The organism is Cognatilysobacter xinjiangensis (assembly GCF_014651995.1).
Classification (GTDB): domain Bacteria; phylum Pseudomonadota; class Gammaproteobacteria; order Xanthomonadales; family Xanthomonadaceae; genus Cognatilysobacter; species Cognatilysobacter xinjiangensis.
Window position 1 is genome coordinate 1,003,541 of the sequence record NZ_BMXY01000001.1, and the last position, 18,547, is coordinate 1,022,087.

The 18,547-nt window shown below is 69.7% G+C and carries 16 protein-coding genes and 1 other RNA gene; 4 read left to right on the plus strand and 13 right to left on the minus strand.

The features are described from left to right. The first annotated feature begins 14 nt into the window (after nt 1–14). Nucleotides 15–704, plus strand: coding sequence for a 2OG-Fe(II) oxygenase family protein (locus IE066_RS04705; protein ID WP_189447280.1), 690 nt, complete (start codon nt 15–17; stop codon nt 702–704). A 147-nt stretch (nt 705–851) separates the two neighbouring features. On the opposite strand, the gene dnaJ is transcribed toward IE066_RS04705, so the two are convergent. The 4 genes from dnaJ to hrcA all read right to left on the minus strand — a co-directional run bounded on the left by dnaJ (nt 852) and on the right by hrcA (nt 5,761). Continuing rightward, entirely contained in the window at nt 852–1,976 is a 1,125-nt protein-coding gene (dnaJ, locus tag IE066_RS04710; protein WP_189447282.1) for a molecular chaperone DnaJ, read from the minus strand. Nucleotides 1,977–2,081: 105 nt separating this feature from the next. Next, entirely contained in the window at nt 2,082–4,013 is a 1,932-nt protein-coding gene (dnaK, locus tag IE066_RS04715) for a molecular chaperone DnaK (protein ID WP_189447284.1), read from the minus strand. A gap of 93 nt (nt 4,014–4,106) precedes the next feature. Beyond that, on the minus strand, nt 4,107–4,637 hold the full coding sequence (gene grpE, locus IE066_RS04720; protein WP_189447287.1) for a nucleotide exchange factor GrpE: 531 nt from the start codon (nt 4,635–4,637) through the stop codon (nt 4,107–4,109). Nucleotides 4,638–4,708: 71 nt separating this feature from the next. After that, entirely contained in the window at nt 4,709–5,761 is a 1,053-nt protein-coding gene (gene hrcA / locus IE066_RS04725; RefSeq protein ID WP_189447288.1) for a heat-inducible transcriptional repressor HrcA, read from the minus strand. Between the two features lie 100 nt (nt 5,762–5,861). Between hrcA and recN the strand changes: the two genes are divergently transcribed. Beyond that, entirely contained in the window at nt 5,862–7,538 is a 1,677-nt protein-coding gene (gene recN, locus IE066_RS04730; protein WP_189447290.1) for a DNA repair protein RecN, read from the plus strand. 33 nt (nt 7,539–7,571) lie between these two features. On the opposite strand, the gene fur is transcribed toward recN, so the two are convergent. Continuing rightward, nucleotides 7,572–7,976, minus strand: a complete 405-nt coding sequence (gene fur, locus IE066_RS04735; RefSeq protein WP_189447292.1) for a ferric iron uptake transcriptional regulator — start codon at nt 7,974–7,976, stop codon at nt 7,572–7,574. Between the two features lie 162 nt (nt 7,977–8,138). On the opposite strand from fur, the gene IE066_RS04740 reads away from it, so the two are divergent. Then, on the plus strand, nt 8,139–8,543 hold the full coding sequence (locus IE066_RS04740) for an outer membrane protein assembly factor BamE (protein WP_189447295.1): 405 nt from the start codon (nt 8,139–8,141) through the stop codon (nt 8,541–8,543). 2 nt (nt 8,544–8,545) lie between these two features. Here IE066_RS04740 and IE066_RS04745 read toward each other — a convergent pair whose 3' ends face one another. Continuing rightward, nucleotides 8,546–8,794, minus strand: coding sequence for an RnfH family protein (locus tag IE066_RS04745; protein WP_189448825.1), 249 nt, complete (start codon nt 8,792–8,794; stop codon nt 8,546–8,548). Next, nucleotides 8,794–9,225: a type II toxin-antitoxin system RatA family toxin gene (locus IE066_RS04750; RefSeq protein WP_189447297.1), complete on the minus strand. Its 432-nt coding sequence runs from the start codon at nt 9,223–9,225 to the stop codon at nt 8,794–8,796. Before IE066_RS04750 ends, IE066_RS04745 begins: the two co-directional genes overlap by 1 nt. A gap of 47 nt (nt 9,226–9,272) precedes the next feature. Between IE066_RS04750 and smpB the strand changes: the two genes are divergently transcribed. After that, nucleotides 9,273–9,782, plus strand: coding sequence for an SsrA-binding protein SmpB (gene smpB, locus IE066_RS04755; RefSeq protein ID WP_189447299.1), 510 nt, complete (start codon nt 9,273–9,275; stop codon nt 9,780–9,782). On the opposite strand, the gene IE066_RS04760 is transcribed toward smpB, so the two are convergent. The 6 genes from IE066_RS04760 to IE066_RS04785 form a co-directional block, all read right to left on the minus strand. After that, nucleotides 9,779–11,950 carry a CHASE domain-containing protein gene (locus tag IE066_RS04760; RefSeq protein WP_189447301.1) on the minus strand — a complete coding sequence of 724 codons (2,172 nt, stop codon included), beginning with the start codon at nt 11,948–11,950 and terminating at the stop codon, nt 9,779–9,781. The two genes, smpB and IE066_RS04760, sit on opposite strands and share 4 nt — an antisense overlap. 73 nt (nt 11,951–12,023) lie before the next feature. Continuing rightward, nucleotides 12,024–12,377: a transfer-messenger RNA gene (ssrA, locus tag IE066_RS04765) on the minus strand. Between the two features lie 52 nt (nt 12,378–12,429). Further along, nucleotides 12,430–13,143, minus strand: a complete 714-nt coding sequence (gene pdeM / locus IE066_RS04770) for a ligase-associated DNA damage response endonuclease PdeM (RefSeq protein WP_189447304.1) — start codon at nt 13,141–13,143, stop codon at nt 12,430–12,432. Beyond that, a complete protein-coding gene (locus IE066_RS04775) occupies nt 13,133–15,880 on the minus strand; it encodes a ligase-associated DNA damage response DEXH box helicase (RefSeq protein ID WP_189447306.1) in 2,748 nt (915 codons plus the stop codon). Before IE066_RS04775 ends, pdeM begins: the two co-directional genes overlap by 11 nt. Beyond that, nucleotides 15,877–17,469 carry an ATP-dependent DNA ligase gene (locus tag IE066_RS04780; protein ID WP_189447308.1) on the minus strand — a complete coding sequence of 531 codons (1,593 nt, stop codon included), beginning with the start codon at nt 17,467–17,469 and terminating at the stop codon, nt 15,877–15,879. The genes IE066_RS04775 and IE066_RS04780 overlap by 4 nt, the downstream gene beginning before the upstream one ends. Beyond that, nucleotides 17,466–18,464, minus strand: coding sequence for a ligase-associated DNA damage response exonuclease (locus IE066_RS04785; protein WP_189447310.1), 999 nt, complete (start codon nt 18,462–18,464; stop codon nt 17,466–17,468). Before IE066_RS04785 ends, IE066_RS04780 begins: the two co-directional genes overlap by 4 nt. Nucleotides 18,465–18,547 lie beyond the last annotated feature (83 nt).

Sequence of the window (18,547 nt, forward strand, 5' to 3'; positions counted from 1 at the left end):
TGGAGGGAGCCGCGATGGATGCATTGCTCGACCTGCAGCGCCTCGAGGCGCCGATTCCCGATCGCGCCGAAACGCCGTTTCCGTTGTTCGTGCTCGAAGGGCTGCTGCCGGCGCACGCAAAGGCCTCGCTCGCCGCGGACTTCCCGCGGTATCCGAACGCGGGCTTCTTTCCCTACGCGGAGGAGGACTGCGGCCCGTCGGTACGCCTCATCGTCGAGCAGATGACCTCGCGCGAATTCGGCGATGCCGTCGGCCGCCATCTGGGCGTCGACGACCTCGGCTCGAAGCCCACGCTAGCCACGCTCTGCCGGCTGCTCAACCGTCGGCACGGCACCATCCATACCGACAGCCGTTCCAAGATCGTCACCGCTCTGCTCTACCTCAACGAGGACTGGCCGGACACGAGCGAAGGCTGCCTGCGCTTTCTCGCCCGCATCGACGACGTCGATGCGCTGGTCGCGCCCGAGGTGCGGCCGGTCTACGGAACGCTCGCGGCGTTCCGGCGCGCCGACAACTCCTTCCACGGTCACCTTCCGTTCGAGGGCGAGCGACGCGTCATACAGGTCGCGTGGCTGACGAGCGAGGACGAGAAGCGGCGCAAGACGCGCCGCGGACGCTTCTCTCGCGGCCTGAAGCGGCTGCTGGGTGCATTGGACCGCCGCTTCGGCGCGGGTCGCGATCGCCACGCGTCGCATCGCGACTGAGCGCCGCAAAACGAAACGGCCGCGCATCGAGCGTGACCGTGCCGCGGACTGGCTTCGGAAGGTTCGCCCCGCAAGCGGCACCCCGGCCATCGCTAGTCGCGATGGCGTTCGCCGCAGCAGGACGCGATGCATCCTCGGCGCTGCGGCTCACCCCGTCATTCGTTCCCAGAAACCTCTGACGCCGTCCAGGAACGTCGAGGCCCGCGGCGAATGCCGGCGCGCGCCCTCCCCCACGAACGTCGCCTCGAATTGCTCGAGCAGTTCGCGCTGCTCGTTGGTCAGGTTGACCGGCGTCTCGACGACGACCCGGCAGTAGAGATCGCCCTCGCTGCGGCTGCGCACCGAGCGCACGCCCTTGCCGCGCAGGCGGAACATCTTGCCGGTCTGAGTTTCCGCCGGAATGCGCAGCTCGACGTCGCCTTCCAGCGTCGGTACACGCACCGAATCGCCGAGCGCCGCCTGCGAGATGCGGATCGGCACCTCGCAGTGCAGGTCGTCCCCGTCGCGCTGGAAGATCTCGTGCTCGCGCACGCGGATATCGACGTAGAGGTCGCCCGGCGCTGTGCCCGGTGGACCGGCTTCGCCCTCGCCCGCGAGACGGATCCGATCGCCGTTGTCGACGCCGGCCGGAATCTTCACCTGCAGGGTCTTGGTGCGCTCCACTCGGCCCTGGCCGGCGCAGTCGTCGCACGGATTGGCCACGATGCGGCCACGCCCGCCACAGTGCGGGCAGCCCTGCTGCATCGAGAAGATGCCGCGCTGGAAACGCACCTGGCCGCGGCCCTGGCAGGTCGCGCAGGTGTCGAGCTTGCCGTCCTTCGAGCCGCTGCCGTCGCAGGTCTCGCATTCGTCGAGCGTGGGGATTTCGATGGTCTTCTCGATGCCGCGCACGGCTTCCTCGAGATCGAGTTCCATCACGTAGCCGATGTCGGCGCCGCGACGCGGACCACGCGCGCCGCCGCCGCCACCGAAGATGTTCCCGAAGATGTCGCCGAAGATGTCGCCCATGTCGGCATAGCCGGCGCCACCGCCGCCGCCCATGCCGTGCTCGAAGGCGGCGTGGCCGTGCGCGTCGTACATGCGGCGCTTGGAGGCATCGGACAGCGTCTCGTAGGCCTCCTTGCACTCCTTGAAGGCCTCTTCGGCGGCCTTGTCGCCCGGATTGCGGTCCGGGTGGAATTTCATGGCACAGCGGCGATAGGCCTTCTTGAGGTCGTCCTCGCTCGCATCGCGTGCGACGCCGAGGATTTCGTAGTAATCGCGCTTGCTCATGCCCTGCTCGTCCTGCTCCAGTCCGGTGCCGCGGATCGATGTCCACGCGGCCCGTCGTATCCCCGATGAAGGACGGGAGCCCAAAGGCTCCCGTCCGGGTACAGCTTACTTCGACTCGTCGCCCTTCACTTCGGTGAATTCGGCATCCACGACATCGTCGTTGCGCGACGCAGCGCCCGGATTCGCACCGCCCTGGCCGGGGTCGCTGCCGTCCTGCGCACCGGCGGAAGCCACCGCCAGCAGCGACTGCGCGGCTTCTTCCAGCGCACGGCTCTTCGCTTCGATCTGGCCCTTGTCGTCGCCCTTCATGGCCGTTTCGAGGTCCGCAATCGCGGTTTCGGCGCGACCGATGGCATCGCCCGGCACCTTCTCGCCGTGCTCCTTGATCGCGCCGCGGGTCATGTGGATCAGGCCGTCGGCGTGGTTGCGGGCGGCGACCAGCTCATGGAACTTCTTGTCCTCCTCGCGGTTCGCCTCCGCGTCCTCGACCATCCGCTTGATCTCGTCCTCGGACAGGCCCGAGCCGGCCTTGATCTCGACCTTCTGCTCCTTGCCGGTCTTCTTGTCCTTCGCGGTGACGTGCACGATGCCGTTCGCGTCGATGTCGAACGACACCTCGACCTGCGGCATGCCGCGCGGCGCCGGCTCGATGCCGGTCAGGTCGAAGCGCGCCAGCGACTTGTTGTAGCGGGCCTGCTCGCGCTCGCCCTGCAGCACGTGCACGGTGACGGCGGACTGGTTGTCCTCGGCGGTCGAGAACGTCTGCGACGCCTTGGTGGGGATCGTGGTGTTCTTCTCGATGATCTTGGTGAACACGCCGCCCAGCGTCTCGATGCCGAGGCTCAGCGGGGTCACGTCGAGCAGCAGCACGTCCTTGACGTCGCCCTTGAGCACGCCGCCCTGCACCGCCGCGCCGATGGCGACAGCTTCGTCCGGGTTGACGTCCTTGCGCGGCTCCTTGCCGAAGAACTCGGCAACAGCCTGCTGCACCTTCGGCATGCGGGTCTGGCCGCCGACGAGGATGACCTCGGTGATGTCGGAAGCGCGCAGGCCGGCATCGTTCAGCGCGACGCGGCAGGGTTCGATCGTCTTCTTGACGAGGTCGTCGACGAGCGCTTCGAGCTTGGCGCGCGTCAGCTTGATGTTGAGGTGCTTCGGGCCCGACGCATCCGCCGTCACGTACGGCAGGTTCACTTCGGTCTGCTGCGCGGACGACAGCTCGATCTTCGCGCGCTCGGCGGCGTCCTTCAGGCGCTGCAGCGCGAGCGGATCCTTGCGCAGGTCGATGCCCTGGTCCTTGTTGAACTCGTCGACGAGGTAGTCGATGACGCGCTTGTCGAAATCCTCGCCGCCGAGGAACGTGTCGCCGTTGGTGGCGAGCACTTCGAACTGCTTCTCGCCGTCGACTTCCGCGATCTCGATGATCGACACGTCGAACGTGCCGCCGCCGAGGTCGTACACGGCGATCTTGCGGTCGGCGCCCGACTTGTCGAGGCCGTAGGCCAGCGCGGCCGCGGTCGGCTCGTTGATGATGCGCTTGACCTCCAGGCCCGCGATGCGACCGGCGTCCTTGGTCGCCTGGCGCTGCGAGTCGTTGAAGTAGGCCGGCACCGTGATCACCGCTTCGGTGACGGTCTCGCCGAGGTATGCCTCGGCCGTCTTCTTCATCTTGGCCAGCACTTCGGCCGAGATCTGCTGCGGCGCCATCTTCTTGCCGTCCGCAGTCTCGACCCACGCATCGCCGTTTTCGTGCTGCGTGATCTTGTAGGGAACCAGGCCGATGTCCTTCTGGACTTCCGCGTCGGTGAACTTGCGGCCGATCAGGCGCTTCACCGCGTAGAACGTGTTCTTGGGGTTCGTGACCGCCTGGCGCTTGGCCGGGGCGCCGACCAGGACTTCGCCGTCCTTCGTGTACGCGACGATCGATGGCGTGGTGCGGTCGCCCTCCGCGTTCTCGATGACCTTCGCCTTGCCGCCTTCCATGACCGCGACGCACGAGTTGGTCGTGCCGAGGTCGATACCGATGATCTTGCCCATGGGGTGCTCCTGCTATCTCTGGAATCGTGGGGCGCCGTGCGCCGATAAGCCGTATCTATGGACCGCCGGCGCCGGTTCAAGGCGCCCCCGCGGTCAGGAGGACTGCGCGACGACCACCAGCGCCGGACGCAGCAGCCGCTCGTTCAGCAGCCAGCCCTTCTGGTAGACCTGCACGACGTGGTTGTCGGGCGTCTCGCCGCCCGGAACCATGCTCATCGCCTGGTGGTGCTCGGGGTTGAACGGCTGGCCCTTGGGATCGACCACCGCCAGCCCATGATCGGCGGCGACCTTGAGCAACTGACGCAGCGTCAGTTCCATGCCCTCGCGCAGCGGGCCGGCATCGTCGCCCGCCTGCGCGAGACCCGCCTCGAGGCTGTCGATCACCGGCAGCAGGTCGCCCAGCACGCGCTCGTTGGCGAACTTGCGGGCGACGTCGATGTCGCGCGCCACGCGGCGGCGTTGGTTCTCGAGGTCCGCTCGCTCGCGCAGCATGTCCTCGCGGAGCTTCGCCAGCTCGGCATTGGCGGTGTCCAGCTCGGCCTGCAGCGTGGCGCAGCAGTCCTTCTGCGTCTCGTCCGCGGCGGGAGCCGTCCCGGCCGGTGGCGGGGTCTGTTCGATCGTCATTGCAGGCCTTCTCCTTCGCGCCTTGCGCGCGCCGGGGCCAGCTATGGGGCCGTCGGGAAGGCTTTCAAGTCTCAGCCACTGCGATCGGTCTGCAGCGCGTCGCCCAGGATGTCCGCGGCCGCCTGCACCACGGGAATCACGCGGTCGTAATCCATGCGCGTCGGGCCGATGACGCCCAGCACGCCCAGTACCTGGCCGCCGGCCACATACGGCGCGGTCACCAGCGAGACGCCGTCGAAGGGCGCCAGCCCGGTTTCCTCGCCGATGAAGATGCGGACGCCCGGCGCGCGCGCGGTACGCTCAAGCAGCTGCAGGATCTCGCGCTTGCGCGAGAAGGCCTCGAACAGCTCGCGCAGGCGCTCGATGTCGGCCAGCTCCTGCACCGTCATCAGGCGGGTCTGCCCCGCGACCAGCATGTCGTCGTCGCCCGGCGCGAGCACCTGCTCTGCCAGCTCGATGGAGCGGCCCATCAGCCGGTGCAACTCGTCCTGCGCGCTGCGCATCTCGTGCAGCAGCACGGTGCGGATGTCGGCCAGCGTGCGTCCTGCGAAGTGCTGGTTGAGATAGTTCGCTGCGCGTTCCAGCTCGCCAGCGTCGAACGGTCGCCGCGCCTGGATGATGCGGTTCTGCACGTCGCCATCCCCGAACACGAGGATCGCCAGCACGCGTTGCTCGTCGATCTGGACGAAGTCGATGCGGCGGAATGCGAACTGCTCGCGGCGCGGCACGCTCACCACGCCGACGAAATGCGTCATCGCGCTCAGCAGCTCCGACGCGCTGCCCAGCAATGCCTGGGTGCCCGTACCGGGCGGCAATTCGCCGCGCAGCCGCGCCATGTCGCCGTCGGCCAGCGGCTTCACCTGCAGCAGCGAGTCCACGAACAGGCGATAGCCCTGCGCCGTCGGCACGCGCCCGGCCGAGGTATGAGGTGCGCTGAGCAGGCCGGCGTCCTCGAGGTCGGACAGGATGTTGCGGATCGTGGCCGGGCTCACGTCCAAGCCGGCGTGCCGCGCGAGGGTCTGCGAGCCCACCGGCTCGCCGCTGCGGATGTAGCGCGCGATCAGCGTGCGCAGCAGCTGGCGCGCGCGGGGGTCCTGGCTGGGGTCGGCGGGGCGTCGGCTCATGGCGGACCTATACGGTGCGCGTCCCCGGCGTGCAAGCCGCGTCCGCCGAGGCAATGCCTCGTCGCTATGAGTGCGACGCGGGCCCGGGCACAATTCGCGCATGCTGACCCATCTCTCGCTGAAGCAGTTCGCGGTCGTCACCGGCGCCGACCTCGAGTTCGGCCCCGGCCTGACGGTGATCTCCGGCGAGACCGGCGCCGGCAAGTCGTTGCTGGTCGACGCGCTCGGGCTGCTGTCCGGCCTGCGCGCCGACAGCGGCGTCGTTCGCCATGGCGCCGAGCGCGCCGAGCTCGCGGCCGACTTCGACCTCGCCGACGCCGCCTCCGCACGCGACTGGCTGCGCGAGGCCGAGCTCGACGACGAGGACGAGGCCGGAACCTGCCGCATCCGTCGCGTGATCCGCGCCGACGGCGGCTCCAAGGCGTGGATCAACGGGCGACCGGCGACCATCGCGCAGCTCACCGAACTCGCGGGCCGGCTGGTCGAGATCCACGGCCAGCACGAGCATCAGGCCCTGCTCTCCCGCACCAGCCAGCTCGCCCTGCTGGACGCGTTCGGCCGTACCGACGCCGAGCGCGCGGCCGTGGCGCGTGCGGCGTCGGCCTGGTCGGAACTGCTGCGCGAGCGCGAGCGCCTGTCCGCGCAGGGCGACGTCTCCGACCGCATCGACTGGCTGCAGCACCAGCTCGAGGAACTCGATCGAGAGGACCTTGAGCCCGAGAGCCTGGAGGCGCTGCAGGTCGACCATCGACGCTTCGGCCATGCCACCGCGCTGATCGCGGCCTGCGACAATGCCTTCGCCCGGCTCGGCGGTGACGACGGCCCGTCCATTTCCCGCGTGCTCGGCCAGGTCCGCACCGAACTCGCGCGCGCGAGCGAGCACGAGCCGCGCCTGGGCGAGGTCGACGGCATGCTCGACCTCGCCACCATCCAGGTCGACGAGGCGCTAGCCGCGCTCGACCGCGTGCGCAGCGATCTCGACATCGACCCCGACACGTTCGAGCGCCTCGAACGCCGCCTCGCGCGCGTGCACGAGCTCGCGCGCAAGCACCGCCTGCCGCCCGATCACCTGTCAACGCGTCGCGACGCGATCCGCGTCGAGCTCGACGAGCTGCGCGGCGCGGGCGAGCGTCTGGAACGGCTGGACGACGAGATCGCGCGCGCGCAAGCCGCGTGGCGCGAGGCCGCCGACGTTCTGGGCACGGCGCGCCGGCGCGCCGCCGGGTCGCTCGCGTCGTCGACCACGGAACTGATCGGCGAACTCGGCATGGGCGGCGGCACGTTCGACGTCGCGTTCGAGCCGAATGCCGGGGACCGCCCCGATCCGCAGGGCGGCGAGCGCGTCGAGTTCATGGTCAGCGCCAACCCGGGCCAGCCGCCGCGGCCGCTGCGCAAGGTCGCGTCGGGCGGCGAGCTTGCACGTATCTCGCTGGCGATCGAAGTCGCCTCGCTGGGCCTCGATGCCGTGCCCACGATGATCTTCGACGAGGTCGATACCGGCATCGGCGGCGCGGTCGCCCATATCGTGGGCCAGAAACTTCGCGCTCTCGGCGTGCATCGCCAGGTGCTGTGCGTCACCCATTTGCCGCAGGTCGCCGCGCAGGGGCACTCGCACTACCGCGTGATGAAGTCCAAGAGCGAGGGCGTCACGCAGAGCGAAGTGCGCGCGCTCGCGCCGGCCGAGCGTGAGGAAGAACTCGCGCGGATGCTCGGCGGCGTGGAGCTCACCCGCGAGGCGCGCGCCGCCGCGAAAAGGCTGCTGCAGGACGTCGTGTGACTGTGGGGCCGGCGCATCGCCGGCCAACCTGGCTCAGCGCTTGGCCTTTCGTACGTAGAGAACCAGCGAGTGAGCCTCGATCTCGTAGCCGTGCTCGGCCGCGATGCGGTGCTGCAGTGCCTCGATCTCGCCGCTCTCGAACTCGATGATCCTACCGGTGTCGACGTCGACCATGTGGTCGTGGTGTTCGCCGCGATCCAGCTCGTAGACCGACTGCCCGGATTCGAAATGGTGCTTGAGCACGAGGCCGGCGGCCTCGAACTGGGTGAGCACGCGGTAGACCGTCGCGAGGCCGATGTCCTCGCCGTCCTCGAGCAGGCGGCGGTAGATGTCCTCGGCCGTCATGTGGCGGCTCTGGGTCTTCTCCAGCACGTCGAGGATGCGCAGACGGGGATGCGTGACCTTCAGGCCGGCGTTGCGCAGGTCTTGCGATTCCATGGGAGCTCCGGGGCGGCGGCGCGATCGCGCGGGCCTGGCATGAAAAGGGCCTGCGGGTCGATCAACCGCAGCTGACGCGCACGTCCGCGCGGGCTGCAGCAGGCGGGCGGCAGTGTATCATCCGGCGCTCCACGACCCGGTCGTGCCGAAGCCTGCCAATCCATGCGAAAGCTGCTCCCCGTCCTCGTCGCCGCGTTGCTCACCGCCGGCTGCGGCATCGTCTATCACCAGCCTGTCTACCAGGGGAATCTCCTCGAGAAGTCCGCGGTCGACCAGCTGCAGGCGGGCATGGACAGGCAGCAGGTCGTGCTGCTGCTCGGTACCCCGTCGATCGCCGATCCTTACCACCAGGATCGCTGGGACTACACGGCCACGCAGCGCGTGGGCCGCGCCGGTCGCACGGAAACCAAGAACCTCACCCTGTATTTCGAGGGCAACACCCTCGCCCGTTGGGAAGGCGATTACTTCCCCGAGCAGGACGAGGAACTGGCGCGCAACTCGATCCGCCAGTTCGGTCCGAACCTCGCGAAGGACAAGGACAAGAAGAAGCGCCGCAGCGGCGGCTGAGCTCAGCCCGGGGCGCCTCGCGCGCGCCGACGACGCGCTTCCTTTGGATCCGCGATCAGCGGACGCAGCACCTCCACGCGATCGCCGTTCTCCAGCGGCCGGTCGGGCCGCGCCCGGTCCCCGAACACCGCGGCCGGCGCCGCCTCCCAACCGCTGGCCGCGAAGGCGTCGGCGAGCGTCGCGCCATCCGGCAGGTCCAGCCACAGCGAATCGTGATGCCGCGGCCAGGCGCGGATGAGCTCGACGCGGATCATGCGTCGCCGCGGTCCGCCGCGCGCACGAAGTCGTCGACCATGCGGTCCGCCAGCCCCTGGAAGCCGATCGCAAACGCGCCCGAGAGCAGGCGCACCGCGGGCTCGAACTCCAGCGTCAGCGTCACTCGGCACGCCGATTCGTCGATGGCGTGGAATTCCCAGCGCCCGCGCAGGCGCTTGAACGGTCCGTCCAGCAGCTGCATGTCGATGTGATGCGGCGGCGCCAGCCGGTTCTCGGTGAGGAACCAGGTCTTGAGCGCGCCCATGCGCAGGTCGAGGCGCGCGCGCATCAGCTCGGGCGTTTCCTCCAGCACCGTGGCGTTATCGCACCAGTCGAAACGGGCCGGATAGGCACGCACGTCGTTGACGAGGCCGAACATGCGGGCGGCGGAGTGCTCGACGAGAGCCGTGCGTCGGATGGTGGTCATGGGTGTCCTTCTCGCCGGTTCGCCCCGCGATCAGGGACAATGGGCCGATGAGCAAGCATTCGAAGGCTAAGGCCGGCAAGGATAAGTCAAAGGCCGCCGGCGGCACGATCGCGCTGAACAAGCGTGCGCGTTTCGAGTACCACCTCGAGCACCGCATCGAGGCGGGCCTCGCGCTGCAGGGCTGGGAACTGAAGGCGATCCGCGCTGGCCGCGCGAACATCGGCGAGGCGTATGCGGTGATCCGCAACGGCGAGATGTACCTGTTCAACGCGCAGATCACCCCGCTGATCTCCGCGTCGACGCATGTCGTCCCGGAGGAGCGTCGCACCCGCAAGCTCCTAATGCATCGCAACGAGATCGACGGGCTGATCGGGCGCATGCAGCGCGAGGGCTACACCGTCGTGCCGACGGCGCTGTACTGGAAGGGCAACAAGGTCAAGGCCGAAGTCGCGCTCGCCAAGGGCAAGAAGGAACACGACAAGCGCGACGTCAGCCGCGAGCGCGACTGGCAGCGCGAGAAGCAGCGCGCCATGCGCGCGCATAACAAGAACGCCTAGAGCTCGGTCGGGCCGGGCAGCGTGAAGTAGAAGGTCGCGCCCTCGCCCACCGCGCCCTCGGCGCGGATCGTGCCTCCGTGACGCTCCACGATGCGCCTCACCGTCGCCAGGCCGATGCCGTGCCCGGCGAAGTGCTCCTCGGTATGCAGGCGCTGGAACGGGCGGAACAGCTTGTCGACGTATTCCTGCGGGAAGCCGGCGCCGTTGTCGCGCACGAAATACTCGCCGGCGGCCGTCAGCCCGAATTCGATGCGCGCGGGATCGCGGTCGCGGGTGAACTTCCAGGCATTCGCGATCAGGTTCTGCAGCAGGTTGCGCAGCAGCGTGGCGTCGCCAGCCACCTCGAGGCCAGGCTCGATGACGGCCTCGACGCGCCGCACGGGCTCGGCGACCTGCAGGTCCTCGATCACTTCGGCGACGGTCCGGCTGAGGTCGACGGTCTCCACCTTCAGTGCCGACCGCGACAACCGCGACAGTTGCAGCATCGCGTCGATCAGCTCGCCCATGCGCGCGGCCGCGCGACGCACGCGCGTGAGATAGCCCTGCCCCGCCTCGTCCAGCCGATCGGCGTAGCGCTCGGCGAGGATGCGGCTGAAGCCGTCGATCGCCCGGAGCGGCGCGCGCAGGTCGTGCGACACGCTGTAGGCGAACGACTCGAGTTCCTGGTTGGCGCGCATGAGCTCGCGCGTGCGCAGTGCCACGCGTGCCTCCAGCGTGCGGTTGAGCGCGTGCACGCGTGCCTCGGCGAGCAGGCGCTCGGTGACGTCCTCCAGTTGCAGCAGGCCGGCGACGTCCTGGCCCACCGTGCCCGGTACCGGCGAATAGGTCAGGTGCACGTGGCGCACGCCGCCGTCGGGGCGCTGGAAGCGGCGCATCGCGCGCCAGACACCCTCCCCGTCGTCGCGCAGAAGCGATTCGCCCTCGCGCAGCTCGAACAGGGATTCGAACGGAAGGCCGATCAGCGCGTCGGGCGAACGTCCGAACATCGCGGCGAACGCCGGGTTCACGTCGACGATGCACTCGCGGCTGTCGAGCAGCGCCTTGCCGATCGCCGAGTACTGCATCGCCGCGCGGAAGCGCAGTTCGCTGCGGCGGTACTCCTCGGTGAGACGACCGGCGATGGCCCGGGCACGGTCGCCCGTGCGCGCGAGCGCGAACGCCACGCCGTAGAGCAGCAGCGCGGCCACCAGGCCCAGCCCGAGGATGCCGGTGAGTGCGTGCAGGCCCGGCACGGCCTGGTCGACGGGTGCGGACGCGAAGTCGAAGCGCCAGGTGCGCCCGTAGACCGCGCGCGTGAAGCTGCGCTTGAACGCGGGCGTACCGTCATGCTCGCCGCCGTCGTAGAGCAGCTGCTCGCCGCCGTCGGTGACATCGACGATGCGCAGCCGGGCGTGCCTGGACGCGAGCCGCGGGGCGATCAGCATGTCGATCATTTCGGCCGCATGGAACGGCGCGTAGATCCACCCCTGCATGGACTCGCGGCGCGCCTCCGGCGTGCGCGGTTGGTCGCCGGCGCGGTAGATCGGCAGATAGAGCAGCAGGCTGGTGCGCGGGATCGGGCCGTCCTGGACGAGCTGCACGGGCGCAGTCAGCCGCGCGCGACCCGTGAGCAGCGCCGACTCCATCGCGGCGTGGCGGCGCGGCTCGCTGTACATGTCGTAGCCGATAGAGGCCACGTTCTCGGGCCGGCGCGGTTCGAGGTAGAGCACCGGGCCGTAGGCGGGCCTGACGCCGCGCGGACGCACGCTCAGCAGGCCGTAGCCCGAATCGCGCCATTCCAGTTGCAGCGCCGGCAGACGCGCGTTGGGCACGTACCCGGCGAAGCCCAGCCCGAGCACGGACGGATAACGTTCGGGGACGCCCATGGCTTCGACGTACGACTGCCACTGCCGCGGCGTCGGGCGCGCGACCGAGGCGAACAGCGAGACGCCGCCCCGCGTCAGTAGTTCGTACTGCACGAGCCGCTGCAGCACGACCTCGGTAACCTCGTCGGAGAAGCTCGCGAACTGCTGCTCGGCGGCGCGCATCTCCCGCGTCCGCGCACTCGACCAGGCCATCCAGACCAGCAGCAGCGAGGCGAGCAGTACCGCGAAGGCGAGCAGGTGGCCGCCGCGCGGCACCAGGCGCGGCCACAGCGAAGGCGACGACGGCTTGTCCGCGCGATCCATGCCGACAGCATACCGGCAGCAGGCGCAAAGCCGCCCAAAGAAAAAGCCCAGCCTCGAGGCTGGGCTTTCGTATTGGTGGAGGTGGGCGGAGTCGAACCGCCGTCCGAAGGCACTCCATCCCCGGCACTACATGCTTAGCTCGCCGTTGGATCTCGTCCCCTGACAGCACGGCGCGCAAAGCGCATCAGGAGACCAGCCTGCGAACTCTTAGCCGGCGGCGGGCAGGCGGCCCCCTCCGGCGATTCCGTGATAATGACCCTACGCAGCGAGCACGGACACAAGCTGTTTCGGGGCTTACGCCTTAAGCGGCGAGAGCGTAGTTGTCGTCGTTGGCAACTAAGTGTTTGCAGCTGGATTTACGAGGAAAGCTACCCCCTCGGCATGCGCCAGGCGATTTCGCAACCCCCGTCGAAGCCAGTGCACCCCCGGGGACAGCATGTATCGCTGACGCAGCCAGTATAGGGGGCAATCCCCCGTACTCAAGCGCCGCGTCGGCGGCGGCTGGGCGCGGGTTCATCGCGCGTGGATGCCGGCGGCCGACGGATCCACGCGGCGGTGCCGGCCGCGCAGACCACCAGCCCGTCCGAGCGCGAGGCCTCGACCTGGCAACCGCCGGTGAATTCGGAGAACGCCGGCAGCACCGTCGTGCGCGGCTGCAGCCAGAACACGGGCCAGCGCCGCGGCCCCAGGCCCGGTACGCCGACGCAGGGATGCAGGTGGCCGCTGAGCACATGCAGGCCTTCGACGACGCAGGGCTCGTGGCGCAATGCGAACGGACCGACGTCGAAGGCCTCGCCCAGCAGTTCAACATCCAGACCAGCGCCGGCCAGTGCCCGGTCGTGATTGCCCGACAGCGCCGCCGCGTCCACATGAGGGTGCGCGTCACGCCACTCGGCCCAGTCGTGTCGCCACGCGCTGTCGTTGACGGCGCCGTGAACGACGTCGCCGAGGATCCAGACCGAGGTCGCACCACTTATCGCCACGGCGTCGGCCAGGCGTTGCAGATCCCCGTGGGTGCCGCCGCGCGGCAGGCCGATGCCCGCGCGGCGGAAGACGTCGGCCTTGCCGAGGTGAAGGTCCGACAGGAACAGCCTGCGCATGCGCGGCCAGTACAGCGCGCGCGCGGCGAGGAGGTGCATCGCCTCACCGGCGATCGTGGCCTCCACCCAGTGGCCGTGGTCGTCAGCGGCCATGGCGCTTCTCCAGTTGCGAGGCGGCGCGCTGTACGCGCGTCTTCCAGTCCTCGGTGCTGAGCTGCCCCCGCAGGCCCTCCGCCCACAGCGGAAACGACAGCGGAGTAAGCCCGCGAGGACGCAGCAGCATCACCTCGCGGCGCGCGCAGTCGTCGAGGACGCGCTGCAGACGCTGCACCTCGAGCTGACCCGCGAAAACCTCACGCTCGGCGAGCTCCAGCAACATGTGGTCCGGGTCGTAGCGCTGCAGCACGTCGTACAGGAGCCCGCTGGAGGCCTGCAGCTGCCGCATGCTCTTCTGTGGGCGGCCGGGCACGGTCGGCGGAAGCAGGCCCGCGATACGCGCTATCTCGCGGAACTGCCGCCGCGCGAGTTCGCCGAGATTGAGGCTTTCGCGCAGGTCCTCGAACAGCCGCTCGGGCGACATCAGCGCATGGAGGAGTCCGGGCTCAGGCGAAACCGTGTTGGAGGGCTTGAGCACGAAGCCGTAGTCGTTCGCGGCATAACCGAAGGTATTGGGCGCGAGGCGTCCCCAGCGCAGTGATACGAGCGCAGCGAGCCCCTCGTTGGCGAGGCGCCCGGCGAACGGGAACACGAACAGTTGCGGGCCCTCGCGGGTCTTCGTCCATTCCACCAGCAGGCGCCCCGGCTGCGGGAGCGAGGACAGCCGCGACTGCAATGCCAGCAGTCCCGCGACGGCGCGCATCTCCGGCACGTCGACCGGCCGCGCGAGCAGGTTCTCGACGCGCGCGGCGAGCTCCATCGACAGCGGCTGGCGGATGCCGGTCCACTGCGGCACCTGGCCGTCGCCGGGCGGCACTCGCTTTACCAGCGCGGTCATCGCTTCCATGCGCACGAGCTGCAGCATGCGGCCGGAGAACAGGAAGCGGTCGCCGGGCTTGAGGCGCGCGATGAAGCCCTCCTCCACCGACCCCAGCGTACCCCCGCGCATAAGCTTCACCGCGACGGAGCCCTCGCTGGTGATGGTGCCGATCGACAGCCGGTGCCGCGAGGCAACGCGGCGATCCTCGACGACGTAGCGGCCGTCGCCGTTGCGGATCACGCGATGGAAATCGGGGTAATGCTCGAGCGCGCGGCCGCCCTGCACGATGAAGTCGAGCACCGACTGCCAGGCCTCGTCCGCGAGGCCGGCGAAGGCGTGTGTTCCACGCACTTCCCCGAGCAACTGGTCGGCATCGAAGCCGCCGCCGAGCGCGAGGGTCACGCAGTGCTGCGCGAGTACGTCAAGGCTGAGACGCGGCGGGCGGCGCGCCTCGACTTCGCCGGCGCCGATCGCGTCGCGCACGGCGGCGAATTCAACGAGCTCCAGCATGTGCGTCGGCACGCACACCACGTGCCCGGACTCCCCGGGCCGGTGCTTCGCGCGGCCGGCACGTTGCAGCAGCCGCGCGGTGCCCTTTGGGCTGCCGAGCTGGAACACCTGGTCGACGGCCGGGAAATCCACGCCGAGATCGAGGCTGGAAGTGGCGATCACGCAACGCACGCTGCCGTCGCGCAGGCCGCCTTCCACGTCGCTGCGAATTGTCGGATCGAGCGAGCCGTGGTGCAGCGCGAGTGTGGACGGATCCTCCGGCCAGACCGCGCCGAGCGCCTGGTGCCAGAGTTCTGCGAATGCGCGGGTATTGGTGAACAGCAGGCTGGTGCGCGCCTGGAAGATCCGCTCGGCGACCCGCGACAGCTGCGCGAGCCCGAGGTGGCCCGCCCACGGGAAACGTTCGTTCTCGTCGGGCAGCAGCGTCTCCAGCGTCATCGGACGCGGCGCGGCGCCGGAGACGACCTCCGCATGCGGCACGTGCGGCAGCAGCACGTCGCGTGCCTCGTCGAGGTTGCCGAGCGTCGCCGACAGCCCCCAGATGCGCAGGCGGGGCGACAGCGTCCGCAGGCGCGCGAGGCACAACTGCAGCAACACGCCGCGTTTGGTGCCGAGAAGCTCGTGCCACTCGTCGACGACGATCGCGCGCAGGCGGCCGAGGCGCTCCGCCGCATCGGGGTACGAGAGCAGCAGTGCGAGCGACTCCGGCGTGGTGACGAGCGCATCGAGCTTGCCGTCGCGGGCCATGCGCTTGTCGCGTGCGCTGGCATCGCCGGTGCGAAGTCCGATCTCCCAGTCGAGTCCGAGCCCGTCCGCAGGCTCGCGCAATGCGCGCAGCGTGTCCGCGGCCAGCGCACGCAGCGGCGTGATCCACAACAGCTTGAGCTCGCGGTCGGGCGTTGCGCGTCTCGCAGTCGTTGTACTGCCCGTCCCGCGGTCGGCGATGGCTTCGATCAGCGGCCCGCCGAAGGCCGCCAGCGTCTTGCCGCTGCCCGTCGGCGTGTGCAGGAGGCCCGATTCGCCCCGCAGGTAGCGCGCCCAGACGTCCTGCTGGAACGGCGCGGGCGACCAGCCGCGTTTCGCGAACCAGTCGACGAGGACGTCGCGAGCATCGACCGGCTTCCTGCGTGCACTTCGTGCGCCGCGCGGAGCCGCATCCGGGAGGGCGCCTTCCAGAGCCGCGATCGGGTCGATGAACGCCGCGGCCTCCGCCCTCGCCCGCTCGCGCGCCGCACGCGCCTCGGCATCGGCCTTGCGGCGAGCCACAGCCGCCTTGCGCGACTGCTCGCGACGGATCGATTCCACCGTCTGACGCGGCGCATCCGGTGGCGGGCGCTCCGGGTAATCGGCGTAGGGATCGTCGCCGTCGGGCAGCAGCGTCCCGCGCAGCAGGAAACGCGTCATCGCGCCAGCGCCTTCAGCGTGTCGAGGCGATCGGCGTCACGCGGCGTCTTGTCGTGGCGCCAGCGCAGGATGCGCGGAAAGCGCACGGCGATGCCGGACTTGTGGCGGCCCGACTTGTTCACCGCCTCGAAGCCCAGTTCGAACACGTGCACCGCCTCCACCGAACGCACCGGCCCGAAGCGTTCGAGCGTGTGCGCGCGGATCCACCGATCGAGCTGCAGGATCTCCTTGTCGTCCAGGCCCGAATACGCCTTCGCCACCGGCACCAGCGCGTCGCCGTCCCAGAGCGCGAAGGTGTAGTCGGTGAACAGGTTGCTGCGGCGGCCGTGGCCGGCCTGCGCGTAGATCAGCACCGCATCGATGTTGAGCGGGTCGATCTTCCACTTCCACCAGTCGCCGCGGCGGCGGCCGACCTGGTACGTCGACGCGCGGCGCTTGAGCATCAGGCCTTCGACGCCTCGCTCCCGCGCCGCCTCGCGCAGCGCCAGCGCTTCGGTCCAGTCGCCGGCCTCGACGACGGGCGATGGTGCGACGCGCGGATCGTTGGTTTCGCCGAGGATCTCCTCGAGCAGCGCGCGGCGTTCCTCCAGCGGCAGCTCGCGCAGGTCGCGGCCCTCGAGCTCCAGCAGGTCGTAGGCGAGCACGACTACGGGTGTATCGGCGAGAGTTTTCGGACCCGGCTTGCGGCGCTGGATGCGCGTCTGCAGCGCGGTGAACGGCAGCGGCTGCTCGTCGCCCGCGCGCCAGCCGATCAGCTCGCCGTCGATCACGCAGTCGCGCGGCAGCAGCGTGGCGGCGTCCTCGATTTCGGGGAAGCGCCCGTCCAGGCGCTCCTCGCCGCGCGACCACAGTGCGATGTCCGCGCCGCGCCGGATCAGCTGCAGCCGGATGCCGTCCCACTTCCATTCCAGCAGCCAGTCCTCGACCGGGCCGAGCGATTCGGCCTCGGCTTCGAGCGGTGACGCCAGGAAGAACGGGTACGGCTGCTCGCGGTCGCCGGGCAGCTCGTCCGGATCGAGCAGGTCGCGCAGGAAACGCGGCGTCGGTTTCCAGTCGCCGAGCATGCGCTGCGCGATGCGCGCGATGTCGACGCCCGACATCTCCGCGAGCGCCTGCTGCACCAGGCGTTGCGAGACGCCCACGCGGAGCGCGCCGGTCAGCAGCTTGTTGAAGGCGAGGCGCTCGTCCGCGCACAGCGATTTCCAGCCGTTCACCACGGCCTCGCGACGCAGCGCCGGGTCGCGGCCCGCGATCGGCAGCAGGCGGCGCTCGACCCATTCGTGCAGCGGTACGTCCGGCACACCCTTCGGCGGATCGTCGTAGAGCAGCGTGAGCGTTTCGGCGAGATCGCCCACGTGCGCGTGGCAGTCGTCGAACAGCCACTCCGGCGTGCCGGTTTCCTGCGACAGCCACTCGCGCAGCTCGCGGGTGTTGGCGATCTTCGCCAGCTTGCCGCCCGACAGCAGCCAGAGCGCCCAGACCGCATCCTCGGGCGGCGCGTCGCGGAAGTACGTGACCAGCGCCGCGCGCTTGTCGAGCGTGGCGGTGCTGCGGTCGAGCTCGGTGTAGAGCGCGGCGAAGCGCCTCATTCGCCGCCCTCCTCGCCATAGCCGGTCTCGAAGGCTTCGGCCGCGATACCGTCCTCGACCAGCGCACGGATGATCGCGTCGGTATTGCCGTGCGTGCAGATCACGCGGCGCGCGCCGGTCTCGCGGATGGTGCGCATCAGGTCCGGCCAGTCGGCGTGGTCGGAGATCACGAAGCCGCGGTCGTAGTTCCGCCGCCGCCGGTTGCCGCGCACGCGCATCCAGCCCGAGGCGAAGCCGATCTGCGAGCGCTTGAAGCGGCGCATCCACGGGCTGCCGGCCGCCGACGGCGGCGCGAGGATCAGCTCGCCGGCGAATTCGGCGCCCTTGGCGGTTTCCGATACGGGCAGCGTGTCGACCATGCGGACGCCGGCGTCGCGATAGACCTGCACACCGGCGTCGACCGCGCCGTGCAGGAATACAGGCCGGTCGGTCCACGATGCCAGCTCGCCGAGCACGCGCTGCGCCTTGCCCAGCGCGTAGCACAGCAGCACCGCGGCCTCGCCGCGGCTGGCGCAGTGGTCGCGCCACTCCACGATCTCGCGCGCCACGTCGCTGGTATCCGGCCAGCGGTAGATCGGCAGACCGAAGGTCGCCTCAGTGATGAAGGTGTCGCAGTCGACGACCTCGAACGGCTCGCAGGTCGGGTCGTGCTGGCGCTTGTAGTCGCCGGACGCCACCCAGACCTGTCCGTCCGCCTCGATGCGCACCTGTGCCGAGCCCAGCACGTGGCCAGCGGAATGGAAGGACACGCGTGCATCACCGATCTCGAACGGCTCGCCGTAGTCGAACGCGCGATAGGCCTGTTCGCCGAGGCGCCAGCGCAGGATCGGCAGCCCGGCGCGCGCGACGTAGTAGTCGGCCATGCCCGGCCGCGCGTGGTCCCCGTGGCCGTGCGTGATCACCGCGCGTTCCACCGGCTTCCACGGATCGATGTAGAAATCGCCCTGCGGGCAGTACAGCCCTTCGCGGCGGAGAACGACGAGGTCGTTGGTCATGGAGCGACCGTAGGCAACGGTCCGTCTGCGCGCCGACAAGACGCCGGGCGACCGTACGGCGCGTGCGTCTCACGCGGCGTGAC

Coding starts and splice junctions, on each gene's coding strand:
- IE066_RS04750 (WP_189447297.1), bottom strand. CDS start 9,225: ATGACCACCATCCGACGCACGGCTCTCGTCGAGCACTCCGCCGCCCGC.
- IE066_RS04760 (WP_189447301.1), bottom strand. CDS start 11,950: ATGGATCGCGCGGACAAGCCGTCGTCGCCTTCGCTGTGGCCGCGCCTG.
- IE066_RS04740 (WP_189447295.1), top strand. CDS start 8,139: ATGCGAAAGCTGCTCCCCGTCCTCGTCGCCGCGTTGCTCACCGCCGGC.
- IE066_RS04705 (WP_189447280.1), top strand. CDS start 15: ATGGATGCATTGCTCGACCTGCAGCGCCTCGAGGCGCCGATTCCCGAT.
- dnaK (WP_189447284.1), bottom strand. CDS start 4,013: ATGGGCAAGATCATCGGTATCGACCTCGGCACGACCAACTCGTGCGTC.
- fur (WP_189447292.1), bottom strand. CDS start 7,976: ATGGAATCGCAAGACCTGCGCAACGCCGGCCTGAAGGTCACGCATCCC.
- IE066_RS04785 (WP_189447310.1), bottom strand. CDS start 18,464: ATGACCAACGACCTCGTCGTTCTCCGCCGCGAAGGGCTGTACTGCCCG.
- IE066_RS04780 (WP_189447308.1), bottom strand. CDS start 17,469: ATGAGGCGCTTCGCCGCGCTCTACACCGAGCTCGACCGCAGCACCGCC.
- IE066_RS04775 (WP_189447306.1), bottom strand. CDS start 15,880: ATGACGCGTTTCCTGCTGCGCGGGACGCTGCTGCCCGACGGCGACGAT.
- hrcA (WP_189447288.1), bottom strand. CDS start 5,761: ATGAGCCGACGCCCCGCCGACCCCAGCCAGGACCCCCGCGCGCGCCAG.
- dnaJ (WP_189447282.1), bottom strand. CDS start 1,976: ATGAGCAAGCGCGATTACTACGAAATCCTCGGCGTCGCACGCGATGCG.
- smpB (WP_189447299.1), top strand. CDS start 9,273: ATGAGCAAGCATTCGAAGGCTAAGGCCGGCAAGGATAAGTCAAAGGCC.
- pdeM (WP_189447304.1), bottom strand. CDS start 13,143: ATGGCCGCTGACGACCACGGCCACTGGGTGGAGGCCACGATCGCCGGT.
- grpE (WP_189447287.1), bottom strand. CDS start 4,637: ATGACGATCGAACAGACCCCGCCACCGGCCGGGACGGCTCCCGCCGCG.
- recN (WP_189447290.1), top strand. CDS start 5,862: ATGCTGACCCATCTCTCGCTGAAGCAGTTCGCGGTCGTCACCGGCGCC.